Genomic DNA, 20,321 nt, shown 5'->3' on the forward strand with positions numbered 1-20,321 from the left:
TTAATCATTCATGCAGAAGGTTAAAAATAGCAAATAATCCTTCTATATAACGCATAGCTCGGCATTAAAACTTTGTGATATACTCGTTAAATTTACCATTTAGCAGAATTTTGAGGATATAAAATGAATGTAGAAAGCGTTTACCCAAAGGTAAGGGAAATTATCGCTGATGTTCTTGTTATTGATGAAGATGAAATAAAACTTGATAGTCGGCTCATTACCGATTTAGGTGCTGAATCGATTGATTTTCTTGATTTGGTTTTTCAATTAGAAAAAGAATTTGGTATTAAAATTCCTCGCGGACAATTGGAAAAGAATGCTCGTGGCACACTTGCTGAAGATGAATTTGAAAAAGGTGGTGTGTTAACTGAACAAGGGATGCAAGCATTAAGAAATTACTTGAGTGAAGTCCCGGAAGCTTACTTTAAACCAAATTTAAGGGTAAATGAAATTCCGATGCTTTTTACAGTAGAGACGTTTTGTAAGCTTGTAATTAACGCTGTAAATACTAATAAGTCTTGTGAAACTGTTGTCTAATGCGCTTTCTATTTGTTGATCAAATCTTAGAGCTCGTTCCAGGCAGCTTGATACGGGGCGTTAAGCATATCACGCATGATGATAGCTATATTTATAAGAATGAAGAGGGGCAATATTATTTTGCCCCTTCTTTAATTGGTGAAACATTAGGTCAGCTTGCTGCATGGAATGTTATGTATACTAATAATTTCACCAAACGTCCTGTAGCAGGAATTGTTGCCTCTGCTCATTTGTATCGGCAGGCTTATGTTGGTGAGACACTTCTATTAGAATCAGTTATTGATTCCTTAGATGAACAGGCTGTTCAATACCATAGTATAGCGCGTATTGGTAATGAAGTCGTTTTTAAGGTAAATGGTGCCTTAGGGCCCTTATTACCTATGGAAAATTTTATTAGCCAGGAAGAAATTCGCCGCCAGTTTAATGAAATTTATCGTCCAGGTGATTGGTCTCTCTATCAAGAATTATTTACTCCAGACGGTGAAGCCATTGCTGCTAATTCAGAAACGCTAAGCCCTTTTCAAATGTCTTTTGATAAAATTATTCACTGTAAACCTGGTGAATCGATGACGGCTGTCAAACGGATTAGCCGCAGCGCTCCTTATTTTCCCGATCATTTTCCTAATAAACCCGTTTTACCTATGACGATCTTATTAGAATGTAAGTTACATTTAGCGCAGTTATTTTTACAAAAAGCCAAGTTAATAGATTGTTATCAGGTTTCAGAGTTACGTAAGATCAAAATGAGTGAATTTGTCTATCCGGGCAATATATTGTATTGTTATGTATCTTTTGTGCAGCAGAGTGAGCAGCAATTGATCTTAAGATTTCGTAGTGAAGTTGAAAGTAAGAGAGTATGTATTTTAGATGTGGTTATGACTGCAAAGGGTATTTAAATGAATAAACGAAGGGTTGCAGTAACTGGTTTAGGTGTCGTTTCACCTTTAGGGCATAATATCGATTCTACATGGCAAAATTTATTAGCAGGCCAATCAGGTATTGCACCAATACAGCAATTTGACGCATCAGCTTTTCCTACCTATATTGCCGCAGAGGTCAAGCCTTTCCAACCTACATACCAAAAAAACAAATATAATCGTTTTGCCATGCATTTCACACGTTTTGCACTTGAAGCAGCAGAGCAAGCCTTTCTTGATGCTGGTATTAAACCTAACCTGGTTGACGCCGAACGTTGGGGAGTGGTAACTGGTAGTGGAATGATGACTGCTGAATTTAATTATTTACATCGATTTCAACAAACGTGTGCCTTAGATGGTGTAGTAGACTGGAAGTTATTACAACAGAAAGCGGACGATTTTTATCAATTAACTGATTTTGGTAAGACAACTTCAAATTCAGGTTTATCGTTACTTATCCAGCAGTTTAATATTCGTGGCTATGCTGCATCAGTACATACAGCCTGTGCATCTGGCGGACAAGCTTTAGGGCTTGCAATGCAGGTGATTAAACGTGGTGAAGCAGACTTTGTATTAGCTGGTGGCTTTGATTCAATGATTAATCCATTAGGTCTTTCTAGCTTTTGTTTATTAGGTGCTTTATCTACTTATAATAGTACACCTGATTCAGCAAGCCGGCCTTTTGATAAAACTCGTAATGGTTTTGTTCTAGGAGAGGGCGCTGCTTTTTTAATTCTAGAAGAATGGGGAAAAGCAAAGGCTCGAGGTGCAAAAATATACGCTGAGCTAGCTGGTGAAGGCAATTCATTAAGCTCTTATCGTATTACAGATTCTCATCCCAATGGTGATGGGGCAATTCAAGCCATTGAACGGGCCTTATATGATGCAGGAATAGACGCAGATGAAGTAGATTATATTAATGCTCATGGTACCTCTACTAAAATGAATGATTTAAGTGAAACAAATGCTATTAAAGCTGTTTTTGGTGATCATGCGTATAGGTTACCTGTAAGCTCAACTAAAAGCCAAACGGGCCATTTAATTGCTGCAGCTGGCGCGCTGGAGGCAGTCTTAGCTGTACTATCTATTGAACATCAACAAGTTCTACCTACTCGCAATTTAACAACGCCTGATCCTGAGTGTGATCTAGATTATGTTACTGATGGGCCTCGCGAGAAATCATTAGGTGTTGTATTATCTAATTCATTTGGGTTTGGCGGCTCAAATAGCTGTTTGCTGTTTAAGCACCCTGAATTAAGAGGATGACTTAAATGAGCAATGAATGTAACAATCGTGTTTTTATTACAGGTTTAGGTGCTTTAACTGCTTGCGGTGCTACTGCTGAATCGACATGGGATGCAGTAGTAGCAGGGCAAAGTGGACTAGGCCAGATTAGCTACTGGGATATTTCTTCTTGGCCTAGCTCAATAGGGGGTGAATTAAAAAATTTTAATCCCGCTCGACTGTTACCTGATCGAAAGTTAATTAAAGTTATTTCGCGTCAAGATGTTATGGGAATTCATGCAGCAGTTAAAGCTGTTGAAGATAGTCAATTCTTAACGTATAGAAAAAATTTACCTAATAAAGACATTTTTAATGAGAATACAGCCGTTTATGTTGGCTCACCTGGAAACAAATATTTTCAACAATATGATTTTCTGCCGCTTTTAGCTAAAACAAATGGGAATATGCTTGAATTTGCTAAACATTTATTTAATGAAGTACACCCTATGTGGTTACTGCGTATTTTACCTAATAATGTTTTAGCTTATACGGGTATCACTTATAATTTTAAAGGTCCTAACCATAATATAACTAATCATGCAGTTGGTGGAACGCAAGCTATTCTTGAAGCTTTTCATGCTATTAAAAGTGGGCAAGCAGAACGAGCTATTGTTGTTGCTTATGATATGGGAATTGAACCACAAGCACTATTTTATTATGACAAACTAGGTGTTATTAGTAAGAAGCATTTAAAACCTTTTGATAAAGATCATGATGGAACTTTGCTAGCCGAAGGCGCTGCAGCTATTGTCCTAGAAAGCCAAGCAAGTGTACAAGCACGAGATGCATTTTGTTATGCTGAGGTCTTAGGCGGTATGGCTACAACAGAGGGAGCAGGTTTATTTTCTCTAGAGAGTAAAGGTAGACCTTTAGCTGATTTACTCTGCAAAACTTTAGAATCCTTAAATATTACCCCAACAGAGATTGATTTGATTGTAGCTCATGGTAATGGGAATAAAAAATCAGACGATACAGAAGCGCAAGCAATTGAGTCAGTGTTTAGTGAATACAATATTCCTGTTACTGCTTTCAAATGGGCTATGGGGCATACTTTATGTGCTTCAGGCTTGATTGATGCTGTTTTAACTACCTATTCGTTAAAAAATCGCTGTATACCGGGTATTGCTAATTTTTCCGAACCGGCAGTCAATTGTAGCAGTTTAAACATAAGCAAGGAGCACCGCTGCTTGCAAGGCCAAAGCCCGATCGCTGTTATGATTAATCGCGGTTTTGCGAGTATGAATGCTTGTCTGGTTATTAAAGCGAATGGATAATTGGGCTGAAAAAATTGCTAACTTACCCGTTACATTAATCGGGCGCCTAATCTATAATTTTCTGCCTTATCGTCGTTCCGTAATTCTAAGTAATATTAACCAAGTTTTTGGCGATCAATTAAATGAATCACAAAAAAAACATTTAACCAAAGCTTTTTATTCTCATTTAGTTATTTCTCTTAAAGAAACAATTTTATTACGGTTTATGCGAGAGGAAACTTTAAAAGAGCGCGTTGAAGTACGTGGCCATGAACGCATGTTAGAGATTGTTGCTAAAGGTCGTGGTGTTCTAGTTTTAACAGGACATTTTGGTAATTGGGAATTTGCTCCGCTTGGAGGTATCTTAAATTTTAAGCAATTTCAAGGGCAATTTCATTTTATAAGACGGACTTTAGGTAATAAAACGATAGAACGTATCCTCTTTCGTCGTTATTACAAAGCAGGCTTAAATGTAATTCCAAAGAAAAACTCTCTTCAACAAGTATGCGATGCTTTAGAGCAAAATCATGCAGTCATTTTTGTTTTAGATCAGCATGCATCTCTAAAAAACCGAGATGGTATTGCTGTAGAATTCTTTGGCAAAAAAGCAGGCACTTATCGTAGCTTAGCAAGCTTCGCTCGCCATACGGGTGTGCCGGTAGTACCGGCAGCAGGGTATCGTTTACCTAATGGACGACACGTACTTGAATTTTATGAGCCCATTTTGTGGCAAGAATACGCTAATACTCAAGAAGCAATCTATCGTAATACCTTACGGTATAATCAAGCATTAGAACGTATTATTCTAGCCCATCCAGCGCAATGGATATGGCTACATAAGCGCTGGAAGTTAAAAGACTCCTAATCCTTGTAGGGTGGCTTGCAAACACTTAATTAGCATAAATTAAAGATAGCTTGCACTTCATTATGGATAAGGCTCTGATTTTGCTATATTAACATTAGTATCACTTTGCGTATCTTCTTCAGTTCTATTAAAAAATAGTGGTGTATAATTAGTATTGCTTGAGTAGAGGGCAACTGCACTAGTTTCACCTTTGTCTTCGGAAACTGCTACATCTTCCTCTGCTTTGGAATTTGATTCTCTCTCTACTTGAGTCATTAATTCTTTTTGGGCCATTAATTCTCTAATAGTATGAAGAGCAGGCTTTAAATTAACAATTAATTCAATAACCGTTTTTAAAATAGTCTGCTGACGTAACTCACCTTTCTCATAACAAACTACATCATAACCAACTGGATCAAGCAGTGGATCACCATGCTCAATGTAGTTACGTAAAGTACGAATAGCTTCATAGTCTTCATTTAAATATCGGCAAAATCTGGCTTCAGGAAATTGTTTAATTTGATCTAAATATTGTAATAGGTGCCCAGCATTATATTCAATAGCATCATTGAGTTGACGATTAAGCTCGAGTTGCTGCGCTAATTTTTTATTGCCACGAGCCATATGATAATGATCCAGCTCTTTAAGTGTTTTGTAGGAACTCCCTTTAATTAAATAGCCTTCCTCTAGAAGAAACTCTTCAATATTTTCAAGCGCCTCTATGGCTAAGCCAACTCGTTTCAGTGGGCTTAATTGATGCGCCTTTATGGGCTCTTGTGCAAAATGTTTTGCTAATTCTCTTAAAGTGGGAAAATAGACAAATTTACTTACTCTTTGTAGTTCTCGCTGCTTTGCTTGCTCTATAAGCGCTTGTCGTTGGCGATTTCTTTCTTCTTCAGTGGTTTGAACCGCATCTGTTTTAGGGAAAATAGCTGTAAGTTGTTTATAACGTTCTTTATTTTCTGAACGAGCAGGTAAGGAGCGGAAGATTTCGCCTTGTCTTTTCTTATTGGGAATAGGAATTTTGCCAGCAAAAATATTACGGCATTCTTCAATAATTTCTTGGGGTGCAGTTTTTTCGATAAGTGCATCTATAAACAATTTCTCGTTTGCTTCTGAGACACGTCGTACTACTTTTTGCACCTCTTTTGGCTCATTTTTTGTTGGAGAAATTGTTTTGGCTGTATAAAGTTGTAGAATTTGCGACCAGCGCTTTTGAGAATCATGCTCATATTTGCCGATTTGCATTTCACGAGTTTTGAGAATCTGTGGAATTTTAAGCCAAAACTCGCTAAATTCAGCATCGACAATTTTTTCTAAGCGTGATAAATCTGCCAGTAACAAATTAATTATATTTTGGTTATCTCTTTCTTCAGGGTGACACAGACCATCTCGTACGGTAACAAAAGCATCCCAGTCAATTGTATCATCTAAATCGGTGACCTCTCTGGAAAGTTTTTTACCTGTACATAGTTCGCCTATCGCTTGTAGACGGCGTAAGGCTGCATGCTGGCCAGATTTTTTAGATAAATCAAAGCGTTGCAGATATGGTTTGCTCTTTTCTGATGAAGGATTAATTATAAATGCTTTCTCATAATTTAACTGTTTTCTTTCGTATAATTTAGACTCTTCATGTTCAGTATAATTAAACAAGTTAAGTAAATTAAGGAGTGTTAAAGTATCCCCGACATGACTTGTAAAGGCTTTAATAGCAACTAATGAGATAGGTGGTATAGGTGGTATAGGTGTATTTTGTAATTGCGCTCGATTTATCAATATTTTTTCAAAAAAATTCTGTAGAATTGGAAGATCCATACTAATAATGAATGGAACAGCATCTTCAACGATTTCTTCTAAGTCTCTGCATTCATCATATAGCCTTAAAAATACATCAGGATAACTTTGTTGAGGACTGTCTAATGATACCTGCATAGGTAATAAGATATAGCGGTTTTCATTTTTAATTCGTACTAAACCGCCTAATAGCTCAAATGTATTCCAGGTAAAGGGCGCTGGCCCAAAAAGCTTTTTATATTTTTCGCGAAATTCAACAGATAAGTTACGGATTGTCAGAGAAATTCTTTCTAAATGAGTTCTTGCTTGTTGTAAGGTAAGATCGAAAACAACACGTGCTTCTAGTTCATCCGCAGTAAACGTGACTGGAATGCGTTTACCTGCGGCTATATCGTGATAGTTGAAGATATGGCTAATAGCTTGTAAAATGAATTCTAGTCTTTGTAAGTCATATTGAGCATTATCTCGATCTCTTTGAAAGCTATCTTTTGAAGGTAAGTTATTAAATAATTTTTCAATTCGAGTGTGTTGCTGCTTGAAAGTCAACTCAAGATTATTTAATATTTTTTGTGAAATATTATAACGATGCGCATCAAGTATAGTATAGCCACTGGCTAACTTTTGATTAATATCTACTCCAGCATTTTTTAATAGATTAAATAAAATACTATTGCGATTTTCTACAGCATAAAGGATAGGAGCCTTACCAACTTGATCTGTTTTATCAAGATCTATTGCGATTTTATCTTTATAGTTTAACAGTGTTTCAATTAATTGAAGGCGAGTTTTGTCCTCGTTTTTACACTTTTGGCAAAGAATTAATAAAGCTTTAGTGTAATTTTTTTTTCCTACGTATTTGAAAAAACGATCAAATGATTTATTTGTTGTTATTTTTTTAAGATCAGACATTAAATTGAGGTGTGCTTGTGCTGGCATTCATTTAACTCCCATAAATGCTGTCTTAGGTTAATAATTAGTAGCTGACAACCTTGCCAATAATGCATTAATTAGACAGATTTTGTATAACTAAAACAACAAATCTCGTTTTATACTATTGTGATTCGTTTTTGTCTAGTAAAATGACCCTCGTGTTTATAATTAATGCACTTTGTAGGCATTTGCTGAGATTAATTAAAATTGCATTTAAAGTAGCTATAAGCGCTAGGAATGAAGCTTGGAGATAACCTAACCGTAGAAGAGATTAAAATTATTTTGCAATAAATTTTGCTAATTATTTTTCCCAAAAATGACGCGAAAAAAGAATAAGCAAGGAAAATATTTCTAATCGGCCTGCTAACATAGCAAAAATTAAAACCCACTTGCTTGGCAAATTTAAAGCAGCGAAGTTAGAGCTAATTGCACCAATACCGGCTCCGGCATTGGCTAAGCTCGCGATAACAGAAGAAAAAGCGGTTGTAAAGTCATTATTGAAGGCCATTAAAAGAAGCACTAAGGTCCAAAATAAGGCGATAAAGACAGAAATAAACCCCCACATCGATTGTAAGACAGATTCTGATAAAGCATGCTTGCCAAATTTAATGGTATAAACAGCATTGGGGTGCACTAGACGAGCCATTTCTCGCTTGCTTTGTTTAAATAAAAGTAAGACCCGGATCACTTTAATTCCGCCACTTGTAGAAGCAGCACAGCCACCAACGAGTGCAAGTAAAATAATGAGTAGAGGCACAAAAGTGGGCCAATAACCGAAGGGTTCAGAGAGAAAACCTGTTGTTGTCGCAAGCGAGATAATATTAAATAAGCTCTTAATTAAAGTATGATGACTTGCATTAAAAAAACCATACAACACTAAACTTAAGGTAACAATTAATGTTGCTAATAACAGAAAGGCTAGATAAGAGCGAAATTCTTCATCCTGCCAATAATGAGATAATGTTTTTTTTCTAAATGCAGTAAAGTGTAGTGCAAAATTAGTGCCCCCTAATAACATAAAAAAGCAGGCAATTAACTCAATTTTTTCATTATGGTAATAAGCAAAACTAGCATCATGCATAGAAAATCCACCTGTAGAAACAGTAGCAAAGCTCTCACCTAAGGCGTCAAACCAATCCATACCTGCTGCCCAATAACATAGCATACAAAGCAACGTTAAAAGGACGTAAATAAACCATAATGCTTTTGCAGTTTGTGCGATTCGAGGTGTAAGTTTACTGTCTTTAAGCGGCCCTGGCGTTTCTGCTTTATAAAGTTGCATACCACCAACACCTAACATGGGTAAAATAGCCACTGCTAAAACTACAATACCCATACCCCCTAAAAATTGTAATTGTTGTCTATAGAATAAAAGGGCATTGGGTAAACCGTCTAGATGGGTAATAATGCTTGCGCCTGTAGTTGTAAAGCCTGATACGGATTCAAAAACTGCATCTGTAAGATGATGACCATTAAGTGCAAAAACGAAAGGAAGTGAGGCAAAGAAACATAATACAAACCAAAATAATACGACAATTAAAAAGCCATCGCGGATTTTTAATTCATGATTCTCATGTCTAAATAACAAAGTAAAAAAGGCGCCCATAGCAAAGGTACATGTAAAAGCCGCAATAAATGGAAACCAGAAATGCTCATGGAAAATAAGATTGAACAATAAAGGCGTTAGCATACTGACGCTAAACATCATTAAAAGTAAACCTAATAAACGAAAGATGGTTTTAATCTGCATGGTAATACTAAATATCGTAAAATATTATTTTATCCGGCTCATTATATACCTCATCGTCAATGAAAGTACTGGATTTTTACTATTACTTTCCATGCTTATTAAAGACAATGCGTCCGCATAGAGTTAAAAAAGAAAGAAATATTTGCAACTTACATTAATTCTTAGGCCTAGCTAAAACACTTTCAAGGCCCAAGTCTTTTTTGTTTTGCTGATGTGCCGCAATTTGGTCTTTAATCCATTGTGGTGCATTTTGTATATCTTGGTAAGTGATTTTTCTTTCATAATTAACTGGATGATGGCCATTTGCTTTTATATGTGCTTCTAGTGCTTCTCTTTCATATATTGGAGGAATTTTATCGCCTTGGATTACGACAGGATCCTCGGGGATTTCAAGAGTAATTGGACATTCTAGATCTAATTGTTGATCTAATAGTTGATCTAATACCGCGTTTTGCTCGCTCTTTCCATTGGATGGGGGCTTAAAAAATCCTATATGCACAGATTGTGGAAGTGGAACAGTAATTTCGCGTGTATAATGTCCTAATTCTTTCATTTTTTCTAATTTAGCAGGATTTTTATCTGTTATTTTTTCTATAAGATTTTGAATTTGTTCAGGATATCTAAATGAAAGTAGTATAAAGGGACCACCATCTTCTGCTGCATGGCTAAGTAAGAAATTATATCTGTCAAACTCCTCAAGTGCTAAAAAATTTGGAAAACGTGTCACAAAAGATTTAACAAACTCTTTATCCTTTGCATTAGCCATAGCAAGATCAATACCTAAGTATTTTGCAAAATTATGTTCAGGATCTTGATATAGATCACGCCCTTGATTTAGATTACGATCTTGATGTCGCTCCTCTTTATAGACAGACAATGCTTGCAGTTGTTGTTCTCGAGCATTGTTATCGCCGATAACCTTTGTTCTCAAACGAGATGCCAAGTTTCTATTGGAATCCATGATTTTAAAAAAAGAGACATATTGAGGAGATGACAAGTCTGAAAGATCGCGAATTAATTTAAATTTTTTATCCTCGTCAACATCAAGGAATTTAGGATAACGTTTTACAAAGTCAATAATAAATTGTTTATCCGCATCAGAACAATTTTTAAAATCTATTCCTAAATAGTGAGCAAATTTCATTTCGTTTGGATTTTCGCTGCTTAAAGAGGAATGTGGCTCCAGTTGCGAAGAAGGTTTATCTTGAGGTTTTTTTTGTTGTTGATGGATAAGGTGAGTAGCTTGAATAGGATCTATAGCATGTATGTTTTCCAACTTGGAGGATATAGTGGATAATTTATGACACGTGCAATCAAAGACACCTGTTGCACTTAACCTATTATTTTTTAGTACTATTTCTCTATCATCTACTACAAACTCAGCATAGAGCTGTTGTGATAGGTTAATTTTTCCATTTTGCAAATCCGCCTTATAATACTGTAGTAATTCTTCTCGTGTAGAAAAAGCAGGGTTGGGATTTTTGATAAATGGTCTATTCATATCTATCAAAGCATAAAGTCTTGCCATGATATTTATCTCTATTTTTACATCAATACATAATTAGTATTATAGATAATAATTTTTTGGCAGGTTTTTTGATTAAGAGCTTTTTTATTAGAGATTAATTCATGAAGGTTAAAGTAACCTGAAATAATGTTTCAAGTTGACGTATATATCGTCTTTTAAGTAAAAGTAAAATAACGTGATCATCTGGCTCAATTGTTAATTCAGGCGACGCTAAAATGGGCTTATTATCACGAATAATGGCTGCTATCACGCAGCTTGGTGGCACCTCAATTTCATCTAGTCTTCGTCCTACGACATGTGATGTATAGTGATCGCCATGGGTAACAAGTTCAATTGCTTCTGCTTCCCCGTCTTGTAGTCTATGCACTTTAACCATATGGCCGCCTCGCAATTTTGCTAAGATACAGCCTATTGTAATAAGTTGCGGTGAAATGGCTTGATCAATAGCACTGTCTTTAATTAATTCCACATAAGCATGACGATTAACTAGAGCCATGGCTTGACGCACGCCTAAGCGCTTAGCCTGTAAACAAGACATAATATTAGCTTCATCATCATCAGTAACTGCACAAAAGACATCGGTAAATTCAATGTTTTCATTAATCAATAAATCACAATCGGCAATATCACCTTGTAAAACTGTTCCTCTATTTAATTGCGAGGCTAAATCTATTGTACGATTGATATTATGATCAATCACCTTAATACGGTAGCTTGTCTCTAGTGTCTGAGCAAGCTGCGAACCTATATGGCCACCACCAGCAATAATAATACGTCGATTGGGAGGCGCATAACAACCCAAAACAATCATAATATGTTGAATGTCTTGCGGTGGAGCAATAAATAAGATTAAATCATCTGCTTGTAATTTTGTCTCAAGACTAGGATTAATGGCAATATTGTTACGAAAAATAGTGATAATACGAAAATCAACATGAGTAAGTTTTTGTTGTAATAAAGAGAGATTTTGATTTGTCATCGCACTGTCGGAAAAGAGCTTAATCGTTACCATTAATAACAAACCATCTCCAAACTCAAAAACCTGTGTTGCACCAGGGTAGTCAATAAGATTTCGAATATGCTCGGTGATGAGTTTTTCAGGACTAATACAGACATCAACTGGCACATGATCTTTATGGAAAAGCTCAGGATAATTGTAATAATGCTGAGATCGAATACGAGCTATTTTCACTGGTGTACGAAATAAACTATAAGCTATCTGACAGCCCATCATATTAATTTCATCGCTATTGGTTACGGCAATAAGCATATCTGCTTGCTCTATGCCTGCTTCGATGAGAACACTTGGATGAGAGCCCGAGCCATGCACTGTCTGAATATCTAGGCGATGACCTAAATCACGCAGCTTATTTTCATCTAAATCAATGAGAGTAATATCGTTTTCTTCGCGGGCTAGATTACGTGCTAAAGTGCCGCCCACTTGGCCTGCGCCAAGAATTACTATTCGCATAATTTTCCTTCATAAACAAAGGTTGCGGGTCCTGTTAAAAAAGCTGGAGCTGATAAACCTGCCCATGCAACGAGTAAATTCCCTCCCGGCAAAACGACTTCAATAGGACTCGTTAAATGATGATATAATTGAGCGACTATAGCTGCTGCAACTGCACCACTGCCACAAGCTTGTGTTTCACCACAGCCCCGTTCATAGACACGCAGAGCTATTCGATTTTCATTTATAATTTTCATAAACCCTGCATTTGTTTGCTCTGGAAACAAGGGATGCTCACTAATTTCTCTACCTAATTCTCTAACTGGCGTATGCGTTAAATCATTAACCACAGTGATAGCATGCGGGTTCCCTACACTTAAAGCATGCACCTGATGGTTTTTACCATTCTTTAATGGCAAGAAGTAAAGAGGCATTTGCTTTAAGGCCTGCAAAGGAATACTTCTGGGTTCAAAAAGAGGCTGGCCGAAATCAACAGTCACTGTCTCATCGGGGTTTATTTGTAAAGACATATAAGTTGTTTTAGTAGCAATGTTTATTTTTGTTTTTGTAGTTAACCCATAATATTTTACAAAGCGCGCTAAGCAACGAGCGCCATTACCGCATTGACCAACTTCTTGTCCATCTGCATTAAAAATTCGATAGAAAAAATCAATTTTATCATCTTGACTGGCTTCAATGATTAAGCACTGATCAAAGCCAATACCAGTATGACGATCTGCTAAGCACGGTATATTTAACTGACTTAGCTCAACTCTTTGTCTGATGGCATCAATAACAATAAAGTCATTACCTAAGCCATGCATTTTAGTAAAGTGAAGAGGCATATTATTCTCAGCCAAAGCTAGTTAGGATACAGGTTTTTGTTGATTAGGAGGAGGGGGAAGATAGAGAGGCCCTTTTTGGCCGCAGGAAGAAAGATTAATGACAGTAATTAAAACAAATATTGTTAATATAAATTTCATAATAATAAGGAAATTAGCTTGCTTGTTGTTTGATTATAAAAAATAGACTAAGAGATCGCTATAGGATTTTATTTGAAGTATTTGTTAATTCTTCTTCTATGCCTTTATCTTTCCTCATAAAATCAATGGCTGCACGTGCATTCTGATTCAATTTTAAATTAGAGCGTGCACTAAGATTAATTATTTCTTTTTTTGAAATGATTTCCAGATCACTGTTAATTTCTTCCCAAGTTAATTCAAAATTTATTACTTCAGGTATGAGCACTTCTGAATCTTTACTATAAACAGGTGTTACTTTGATATTAATTTGCTCAATTGGAAATTCTCTTTCTTCACTGAGTTTATCAATAATGAAATTTTCAACAATGAGTAAGGTACTATAGTTAGAAGCAGCTGTCGCTGGAAATAAATGTTCTGAAGAATGTTGGCCGCCAATACAAAGACCTCTAATATGGTTCCAATGGTAATCACTTCCTTTAGGTTTTATTATGGTATCTGCTCCATAAGCTTCAAATACTTCGCGACAGGACGCACCTGCTAAGCCATTTTGACCGAAACGTCTTCCTTTTTTGCTGGTTTTTTGGATATCTTTTAATGTAACTGTATATTCTAGAGGTTGTATTTGCTTAGAGACTAAACCTGGTATTTTATCCTTAACTTCTTTGGCTTTTAAGTCGCTTATTTTTTCTCGACCCCGTCCCGACTTATCTTTCATCGGGGTTACTTTCTTAAAGAGCCTGCATTGGTATACAGAATTTTCGTCTGCTATACTTTTTACTTTAGTTTCTTTCGCATAAACTTGATAGGCAACCGATTTGCCAGGCGTCAGCACGGTAGCTGCTCTTCCATAACCTTTTACTGGAGAAGCACTTGTAAGGGGCGTTACTCTTACCTTAAGTTTTTCTAATTTTTGTATCTTTTGAGGCGTTAAGCTATTAGCGTCTATAATAAGTTGTTGTTGAGGATCTTGATTTTCTTTATCTTGTTCATATTCTCTTTCAAATGGCCTTTTCCGGCGAGAATGAGTGGGCTCGGTTTCTACGGCTAAAACCTGTTTACAGGCCCTATCTACCTGTCTCCTTTGTAAGCTAGTTTTAATAGTATCATAGTCAGTGCCCAGAATTTCACTTAAAAATTGAATAAGGCGAGTATTACTTAATTTTTTAATCTGGCGTGCGTTAACCCGCTCATATAGTTGCGCCCAATGATCATCACTAAGCTCTTTGCCATTCCAAGTAAAACCTTTTAATACTGGTAAATCAATATTACGGTTTTTAAAAGCTTGAACATCGGGGTGCATAAAAATAAGTCCTTAACAATCCTAATAAATAAGTTTTGATTAAAAAATATACAAATTAATTATAAATGATTCTATTTGATATTAGAAGTACCCAGATAGTTTATTTTGAGTAAAAATTAACTTACTTATTCATAAATAAGATAAAATTGGGAAATTTAATTCTTAATATTAAATGATTAAATTAAGTTCAATAGATGATTTAATAAGCAAAATCGCTTAAACTACCCGGTTTAGTTCAACAATCTTATAAAATGAGCTGATGATAAAAGGCTCAAGTTAATTAAGGATAGTGTTAATAATTGTTTGGAGTTTAAGTGAGTAATTTTAGTTCTAAAGATGCTATATCCACAACGGGCTGTGTCATTTGGATGCATGGCCTCGGTGCTGATGGTTCAGATATGGCAGGCTTAGTCGCAGAGTATCCTATTGCTGAATTAGCTTTACAACATGTTTGTTTGGATGCGCCTATTCGACCCGTTACTTTAAACGCAGGCATGCCTATGCGCGCTTGGTATGATATTGTTGGCTTAAATTTAACCGATAGAGAAGATAGAGCCGGTATTTTACACTCTTTTAATTGTATTAAAGAAGTTATTGAGCAACAAATAAAGGCAGGTTATGAAGCTTCGCAAATTGCACTTGCGGGTTTTTCACAAGGTGGGGCAATGGCCTTATATACTGCTCTTCATTGTGATTTTCCTCTAGCTGGTGTCATTGCTTTATCTTCTTATTTGCCGCTTGCTCTTGAATCTAAACCTATTTTAGCGAAAAATACACCTATTTTTTTAGCCTCAGGGCTGTATGATCCAATTGTTTTGCCGGATTGGTCAAAGCAAACGAAAGACTGGCTGATAGGCAATGGTTTTAACAGCATCACCTGGCGGCAGTATCCCATGGAGCATGCCATTTGTCCTACAGAAATTATAGATATCGCCAGTTGGTTATCGACGCAATTTAAAGGAGCTTAACTGGCTATGACAAGTGTTAAAAAATTACGAACTGTTCCTTTTTCTTGCGAACAAATGTTTAATTTAGTTAATGATGTTGAGCGTTATCACGAATTTCTTCCTTATTGCTCTGAAAGTAAGGTTAATTACCGCGATGAAGATGAAATTCAAGCTACCCTAGTCATTAGCGCTGCTGGTATAAGCAAATCATTTACCACCAGAAATCTCCAACAACACAATAAAATGATTGAAATTCGTTTAGTTGATGGGCCTTTTAAACATCTAGAGGGTTTTTGGCGGTTTGATGAAATACCAGAAGGCTGCCAAATCTGTTTTGATTTAGAGTTTGAGTTTGCAGGTAGAATGTTTTCACTCCTGTTAGGGTCTGTATTTGAGCAAGTCACTGATAAAATGGTAGATGCTTTTTGTGAGCGTGCAGAGTCTTTATATGGTCGAGGTTGAAGTCATTTATATTGATAGCGAGCAGGTAATTACGCATTTATATTGTAAGCTCCCTGAAGGCGCAACGGTAGAAGATGCACTTAAAGAGTCAGCGATATTTACTCTTTGCCCAGAAATAGATGAATTACCTATTGGCATTTTCTCAAAACGTGTAGAGCGAACGACGCCATTAAGAACAGGCGATCGGATTGAAATTTATCGCCCCTTACTTACTGATCCTAAAGAGAAACGTCGCTTACGAGCTAAGAAAAATTAATATTTTAATTTAAGGCTTATGTTCAATCTGAATTAATCGATTGTGTTTAAAATACAATACAATATTACGAACTTCCATTGTACCATTACCACGTTGCCAAGTATAAGCATAGTCCCAGCGATCATTATTGAAGGTAGGGCTTAAAAGGCTTGTTCCCATTAAAATAGCTACATCTTCTTTACTCATGCCAACATGTAAGCGTTCAACTTTATCTTGAGGTAATAAATTTCCTTGTTGAACGACACGTCTAGTAAAGTCATAGGACATACAATGTGTTAATGTTAATACTAAAGCAATCAGTAAGATATGTGGTGTAAATCTCATTTTTTTGCCCACTATTAAAAATTTCGCCATAATATCATGCTATCTTTAGAAAAAACACCTGCTTTAAGCATCATAACTGTTTTAGGAGTACTTGTGGAAGAAAGTCAGCAATTAAAAGACGCCGGTTTAAAAATTACTATACCAAGATTAAAAGTGCTACAAATTTTAGAACAAACAGCTGATCATCATCTCAGCGCTGAGGCTGTTTATAAAAAATTATTAGATATGGGAGAGGATGTAGGGTTGGCAACGGTCTATCGTGTCTTAACTCAATTTGAAGCAGCCGGTTTAGTCTCTCGTCATAATTTTGAAGGTGGTTATTCGGTTTTTGAATTATCTCAAGGCGAACATCATGATCATCTCGTCTGTGTTAAATGTGGTAAGGTTGAAGAGTTTATTGATGAAGTCATTGAACAACGGCAGCAATTAATTGCTAAGCAAGCCCAATTTAAAATGACGGATCATGCCTTAAACATTTATGGTTTATGTCCTAATTGTCAGTAATACAGCGATTCTCAATTTGTATTATAAATAGCCTTTTTGTTTAATTATTTTAGAAAATATGGTATGATAGACGTAAGTTGTTGATTTAGGCTTTTTCTATGTATTTAGGTCCTTTTTGGTGTGAAGAACAAAAACTTTGGTTGCGTCTTAATATTCAAAAAAGTGGTTCATGTCGGGCAGAAATTGCTACGGAATACAACATGTACTCAGAATGGGTAACTGTTAATGATGGATATTGGATAACCAATGCTGAGTTAAAGATTAAGGTATCGCCTAATTCTCTAGAAATGGAAGATTATTCATTAACAGCAACAAATCACGGTTTTTATTTACATGAAGGGACACTCTATAAGGCGAATTGGCATAAATCCTCTTATTCTCAAGGGCAATTTGAGATGAGCAAATTAATGACTGATAGTCAATTTGTCCTTATCCCTCCTGGAAGCTTAAAAGACAATCCTTTTATAGGTATTGCTACTCCTAAGCCTATACCACTCCCTTTACTTTCGGAATTACCGCCTACACCTGAGATGCAGCCAACGAGACTAGAAAGTTGGCAAAAAGCCTTTCGGCGACGTTCTTTGGTTAGTCAAGTTAGTTTAATTAGTGAACTACCTAGATTAAATAAAAAGCTAAAAGATTTAAATAAGAAAGAAGAAATCTTCTATGATTACTGTGGCTCTAGACTTTTTGAAGTACTAGCTCCTGAATTATTTGCAAATCCTTCCAGCTATTTAGCCACTTTAGAAACTATTACGGATGAAACAAGTGATCTTTATCAATCGCTTAAATACATTGCTGCTCAGACTGCATTTGATAGAGAAACAGGGCTTAACCCAAATAATAAAGATAGTGAAATTAGACAACACTTATATGTAAGCAAGCTTCATTATTTGCTTGATCTTGTTTCAGCAGAAAGAGCATCTTTATTACAAGATTTTCATTTGCCCGTTACACCATTAATTTATCCCTTACCTATTATATTGCCCAAAGAGGTTGAGCAACCAGTAAATAAAAGCAATGAAGATAAAATGGAAGAATTTGAACCTATAGATGAGTGGTCTTTAGAATCAAATGTTTTTGCAAATCCTGATTATGAAGGAACCTTTCCTGAGCAAGCGCTTCCTAATATTTCAGCCAGGCATGAACTACCAGTAACTGTGGATCTATCTCGTCAGGAAGAAGCTATAGAGACACTAACAGAAGAAGAACAAATTCAATACGCAATAAATTTATCTCAAGGTACTGAATCTAAAGAAGAGTTGCATAAATTAGATGCACCTCTAGATGAAACGCTAGTTGATGAATCAATATTATCTGCAATAAAAGAAGCTGTTATTAGAGCAGTTATTAAATACCAAGAATGGTATTTTAATGATGATAAAGATATTCGCTCTAATGGCTTTTTTAGTCGATGGTCCTATAACGAAAATGGTCAACAAAGAGCACTTGAGGTAAATGATAAAGTGCAGGCAGTTGCCAATAGTGCTGACGCTATTGAAATTATTTATGAATTCTTAAATGACTCTAAGTCTGGGTATCGTCGTCACTCTTTTAGTTCCTTTTTATTAAATGAATTAAAAAATATTCCCAACGAGAATTTACCTTGGTCGGACTTAGATGATAAAGCAAGGAATAGCTTATGCTTTTAGCGTAAGAATTCCCTTCTTTTAAAGCAGAAAAAGTATATTATAGTTTGATGTAAATTGCTTTAAAAATAATAAATGAATAAGCTATCAATATCAGCCTTAACAGCGTCTTATCAAGTTGAGCAAACTTCTTCTTTTAACTTAGGCAATATTTTAATTAATAATGAGCTTGTTCCTGAGGCTTCAGTCAATTTACTTTTTAAAAATTTTAATCGTCATGGGCTTATTACTGGTGCAACAGGCACAGGTAAAACAAAAACTATGCAAGTGTTGTGTGAGCAATTGTCACGAGCGGGTGTTCCTTCTTTCGTAATGGATATTAAAGGCGATATATCGGGGCTAGCTATGCCTGCCCAAAGGAGTGATTTTCTAGAAAGTCGTAGCCAGTTATTAAATCTGCCCTTTACGCCAAGAGCTTATCCTATTGAATTATTTACCCTAAGTGAGAAGCTTTCAGGCGTTTTTCTACGTACAACATTAACTGATTTTGGAGCGCTTCTATTCGCGCGTCTTTTAGAACTTAATGAAACACAAGCCAGTATTATTACCGTTATTTTTGAATATGCAAAAGTAAACAATTTACCGCTCAATACGTTAGATGATTTCAAAGCTGTTTTAAATTTTATTCAAACAGAAGAGGGAAAAGCTGACTTTAAGGCCCAATTTGGCAACATTGCTAGTTCATCAATTAATATTATTTTACGTAAAATTATTAATTTAGAAGCACAAGGTATTGAGGCGTTTTTTTCTAAACCCGCTTTTAAAATAGAGGATTTACTGCGTGTTAATGCTGAAAGAGAAGGTGTTATCTCTATCCTACGTTTAATGACCATGCAAGAAAATCCCAAGCTATTTTCAACGTTTATGATTAAACTCTTAACGGATGTCTATCAAAAATTGCCTGAAATAGGTGACCCGATTAAGCCAAAATTAGTTCTATTTATTGATGAGGCCCATTTAATTTTTAGCCAAGCTAATCAAACATTATTAAAGCTGCTAGATACCACAGTAAAGTTAATTCGCTCTAAAGGGGTAGGTGTTATCTTTTGTACGCAAACACCTAATGATATTCCTGCCAGTATACTTAGTCAGCTCGGTTTAAAAATCGAACATGCTTTACGTGCATTTACAGCGAAAGATAGACAAGCAATAAAATTAATAGCGCAGAATTTTCCACCTTCTGAATACTATAATATTGAAAATTTATTAACCTCACTAGGTACAGGAGAGGCATTAGTAACAGCACTTGATAACCGTGGCCAACCAACGCCAGTTGTGCACTGTATGATTCGTCCGCCTGAATCACGTATGGGTCCTTTGACCGTTCAAGAGGCTAATTCTATTATTATTAAATCTGAGTTATTCGCCTATTATAATGAAGCGAAGACTGAAAATTCAGCGGCAGAAATATTAGCTACTAAGCAAAACTCAGAAACTGGCAAATTAAGTAAAAATAATCAGGGAAAAGATTCGCCGTCTATTATGACAACTCTCGGTAAAAGCAGTTTGTTTCGACAGATTGTACGTCAGGTTTTTCGTGAATTAACAAGAACAATCTTACGAGCCATGGGTTTAAAAAAATAAAATTACAGCAAGATTGGTGAAGATA

19 protein-coding genes are annotated in these 20,321 nt (G+C 35.9%); 11 read left to right on the forward strand and 8 right to left on the reverse strand.

Going from position 1 to position 20,321, the window contains the following annotated elements:
- Positions 1 to 123 precede the first annotated feature (123 nt).
- From ACQUW5_RS11900 to ACQUW5_RS11920, 5 genes are read left to right on the forward strand one after another with little or no spacing between them, the layout of a single operon-like run.
- Positions 124 to 537 carry an acyl carrier protein gene (locus tag ACQUW5_RS11900; RefSeq protein ID WP_444991467.1) on the forward strand — a complete coding sequence of 138 codons (414 nt, stop codon included), beginning with the start codon at positions 124 to 126 and terminating at the stop codon, positions 535 to 537.
- Positions 537 to 1,433, forward strand: coding sequence for an ApeI family dehydratase (locus tag ACQUW5_RS11905; RefSeq protein WP_444991468.1), 897 nt, complete (start codon positions 537 to 539; stop codon positions 1,431 to 1,433). Before ACQUW5_RS11900 ends, ACQUW5_RS11905 begins: the two co-directional genes overlap by 1 nt.
- On the forward strand, positions 1,434 to 2,720 hold the full coding sequence (locus ACQUW5_RS11910; RefSeq protein WP_444991469.1) for a beta-ketoacyl-[acyl-carrier-protein] synthase family protein: 1,287 nt from the start codon (positions 1,434 to 1,436) through the stop codon (positions 2,718 to 2,720).
- 5 nt (positions 2,721 to 2,725) lie between these two features.
- Positions 2,726 to 4,012 carry a beta-ketoacyl-[acyl-carrier-protein] synthase family protein gene (locus ACQUW5_RS11915; protein WP_444991470.1) on the forward strand — a complete coding sequence of 429 codons (1,287 nt, stop codon included), beginning with the start codon at positions 2,726 to 2,728 and terminating at the stop codon, positions 4,010 to 4,012.
- The gene (locus ACQUW5_RS11920) at positions 3,981 to 4,856 is read left to right on the forward strand and encodes a lysophospholipid acyltransferase family protein (protein WP_444991471.1); all 876 of its coding nucleotides are present in this window, start codon (positions 3,981 to 3,983) and stop codon (positions 4,854 to 4,856) included. Before ACQUW5_RS11915 ends, ACQUW5_RS11920 begins: the two co-directional genes overlap by 32 nt.
- Before the next feature lie 60 nt (positions 4,857 to 4,916).
- On the opposite strand, the gene ACQUW5_RS11925 is transcribed toward ACQUW5_RS11920, so the two are convergent.
- The 7 genes from ACQUW5_RS11925 to ACQUW5_RS11955 all read right to left on the reverse strand — a co-directional run bounded on the left by ACQUW5_RS11925 (position 4,917) and on the right by ACQUW5_RS11955 (position 14,570).
- Positions 4,917 to 7,565, reverse strand: a complete 2,649-nt coding sequence (locus tag ACQUW5_RS11925; protein ID WP_444991472.1) for a hypothetical protein — start codon at positions 7,563 to 7,565, stop codon at positions 4,917 to 4,919.
- A 295-nt stretch (positions 7,566 to 7,860) separates the two neighbouring features.
- Positions 7,861 to 9,309 carry a TrkH family potassium uptake protein gene (locus ACQUW5_RS11930; RefSeq protein ID WP_444991473.1) on the reverse strand — a complete coding sequence of 483 codons (1,449 nt, stop codon included), beginning with the start codon at positions 9,307 to 9,309 and terminating at the stop codon, positions 7,861 to 7,863.
- A 154-nt stretch (positions 9,310 to 9,463) separates the two neighbouring features.
- Positions 9,464 to 10,837 carry an RING finger protein gene (locus ACQUW5_RS11935; RefSeq protein WP_444991474.1) on the reverse strand — a complete coding sequence of 458 codons (1,374 nt, stop codon included), beginning with the start codon at positions 10,835 to 10,837 and terminating at the stop codon, positions 9,464 to 9,466.
- 94 nt (positions 10,838 to 10,931) lie between these two features.
- Positions 10,932 to 12,308, reverse strand: a complete 1,377-nt coding sequence (trkA, locus tag ACQUW5_RS11940; protein WP_444991475.1) for a Trk system potassium transporter TrkA — start codon at positions 12,306 to 12,308, stop codon at positions 10,932 to 10,934.
- Positions 12,299 to 13,132, reverse strand: a complete 834-nt coding sequence (dapF, locus tag ACQUW5_RS11945) for a diaminopimelate epimerase (protein ID WP_444991476.1) — start codon at positions 13,130 to 13,132, stop codon at positions 12,299 to 12,301. The genes trkA and dapF overlap by 10 nt, the downstream gene beginning before the upstream one ends.
- Positions 13,133 to 13,153: 21 nt before the next feature.
- Entirely contained in the window at positions 13,154 to 13,270 is a 117-nt protein-coding gene (gene lptM, locus ACQUW5_RS11950) for an LPS translocon maturation chaperone LptM (RefSeq protein WP_444991477.1), read from the reverse strand.
- A gap of 58 nt (positions 13,271 to 13,328) precedes the next feature.
- Positions 13,329 to 14,570: a hypothetical protein gene (locus ACQUW5_RS11955; RefSeq protein ID WP_444991478.1), complete on the reverse strand. Its 1,242-nt coding sequence runs from the start codon at positions 14,568 to 14,570 to the stop codon at positions 13,329 to 13,331.
- A 314-nt stretch (positions 14,571 to 14,884) separates the two neighbouring features.
- Between ACQUW5_RS11955 and ACQUW5_RS11960 the strand changes: the two genes are divergently transcribed.
- Genes ACQUW5_RS11960 through ACQUW5_RS11970 form a run of 3 tightly spaced genes read left to right on the forward strand, consistent with a single transcriptional unit; the run spans position 14,885 to position 16,235 of the window.
- On the forward strand, positions 14,885 to 15,538 hold the full coding sequence (locus ACQUW5_RS11960) for an alpha/beta hydrolase (protein WP_444991479.1): 654 nt from the start codon (positions 14,885 to 14,887) through the stop codon (positions 15,536 to 15,538).
- A gap of 6 nt (positions 15,539 to 15,544) precedes the next feature.
- Complete coding sequence (locus ACQUW5_RS11965) at positions 15,545 to 15,979, forward strand: type II toxin-antitoxin system RatA family toxin (RefSeq protein ID WP_444991480.1); 435 nt, start codon at positions 15,545 to 15,547, stop codon at positions 15,977 to 15,979.
- Entirely contained in the window at positions 15,966 to 16,235 is a 270-nt protein-coding gene (locus tag ACQUW5_RS11970) for an RnfH family protein (protein ID WP_444991481.1), read from the forward strand. Before ACQUW5_RS11965 ends, ACQUW5_RS11970 begins: the two co-directional genes overlap by 14 nt.
- Before the next feature lie 9 nt (positions 16,236 to 16,244).
- Here the strand turns inward: ACQUW5_RS11970 and ACQUW5_RS11975 are convergent, their stop codons facing one another.
- On the reverse strand, positions 16,245 to 16,589 hold the full coding sequence (locus ACQUW5_RS11975) for an outer membrane protein assembly factor BamE (RefSeq protein WP_444991483.1): 345 nt from the start codon (positions 16,587 to 16,589) through the stop codon (positions 16,245 to 16,247).
- Positions 16,590 to 16,652: 63 nt separating this feature from the next.
- Between ACQUW5_RS11975 and fur the strand changes: the two genes are divergently transcribed.
- The 3 genes from fur to ACQUW5_RS11990 all read left to right on the forward strand — a co-directional run bounded on the left by fur (position 16,653) and on the right by ACQUW5_RS11990 (position 20,296).
- Positions 16,653 to 17,063 carry a ferric iron uptake transcriptional regulator gene (gene fur, locus ACQUW5_RS11980; RefSeq protein ID WP_444991484.1) on the forward strand — a complete coding sequence of 137 codons (411 nt, stop codon included), beginning with the start codon at positions 16,653 to 16,655 and terminating at the stop codon, positions 17,061 to 17,063.
- 98 nt (positions 17,064 to 17,161) lie between these two features.
- Positions 17,162 to 18,715 carry a hypothetical protein gene (locus tag ACQUW5_RS11985; protein WP_444991485.1) on the forward strand — a complete coding sequence of 518 codons (1,554 nt, stop codon included), beginning with the start codon at positions 17,162 to 17,164 and terminating at the stop codon, positions 18,713 to 18,715.
- Between the two features lie 72 nt (positions 18,716 to 18,787).
- On the forward strand, positions 18,788 to 20,296 hold the full coding sequence (locus ACQUW5_RS11990; protein ID WP_444991486.1) for a helicase HerA-like domain-containing protein: 1,509 nt from the start codon (positions 18,788 to 18,790) through the stop codon (positions 20,294 to 20,296).
- Positions 20,297 to 20,321 lie beyond the last annotated feature (25 nt).

This window comes from Legionella pelazae, from assembly GCF_052527395.1.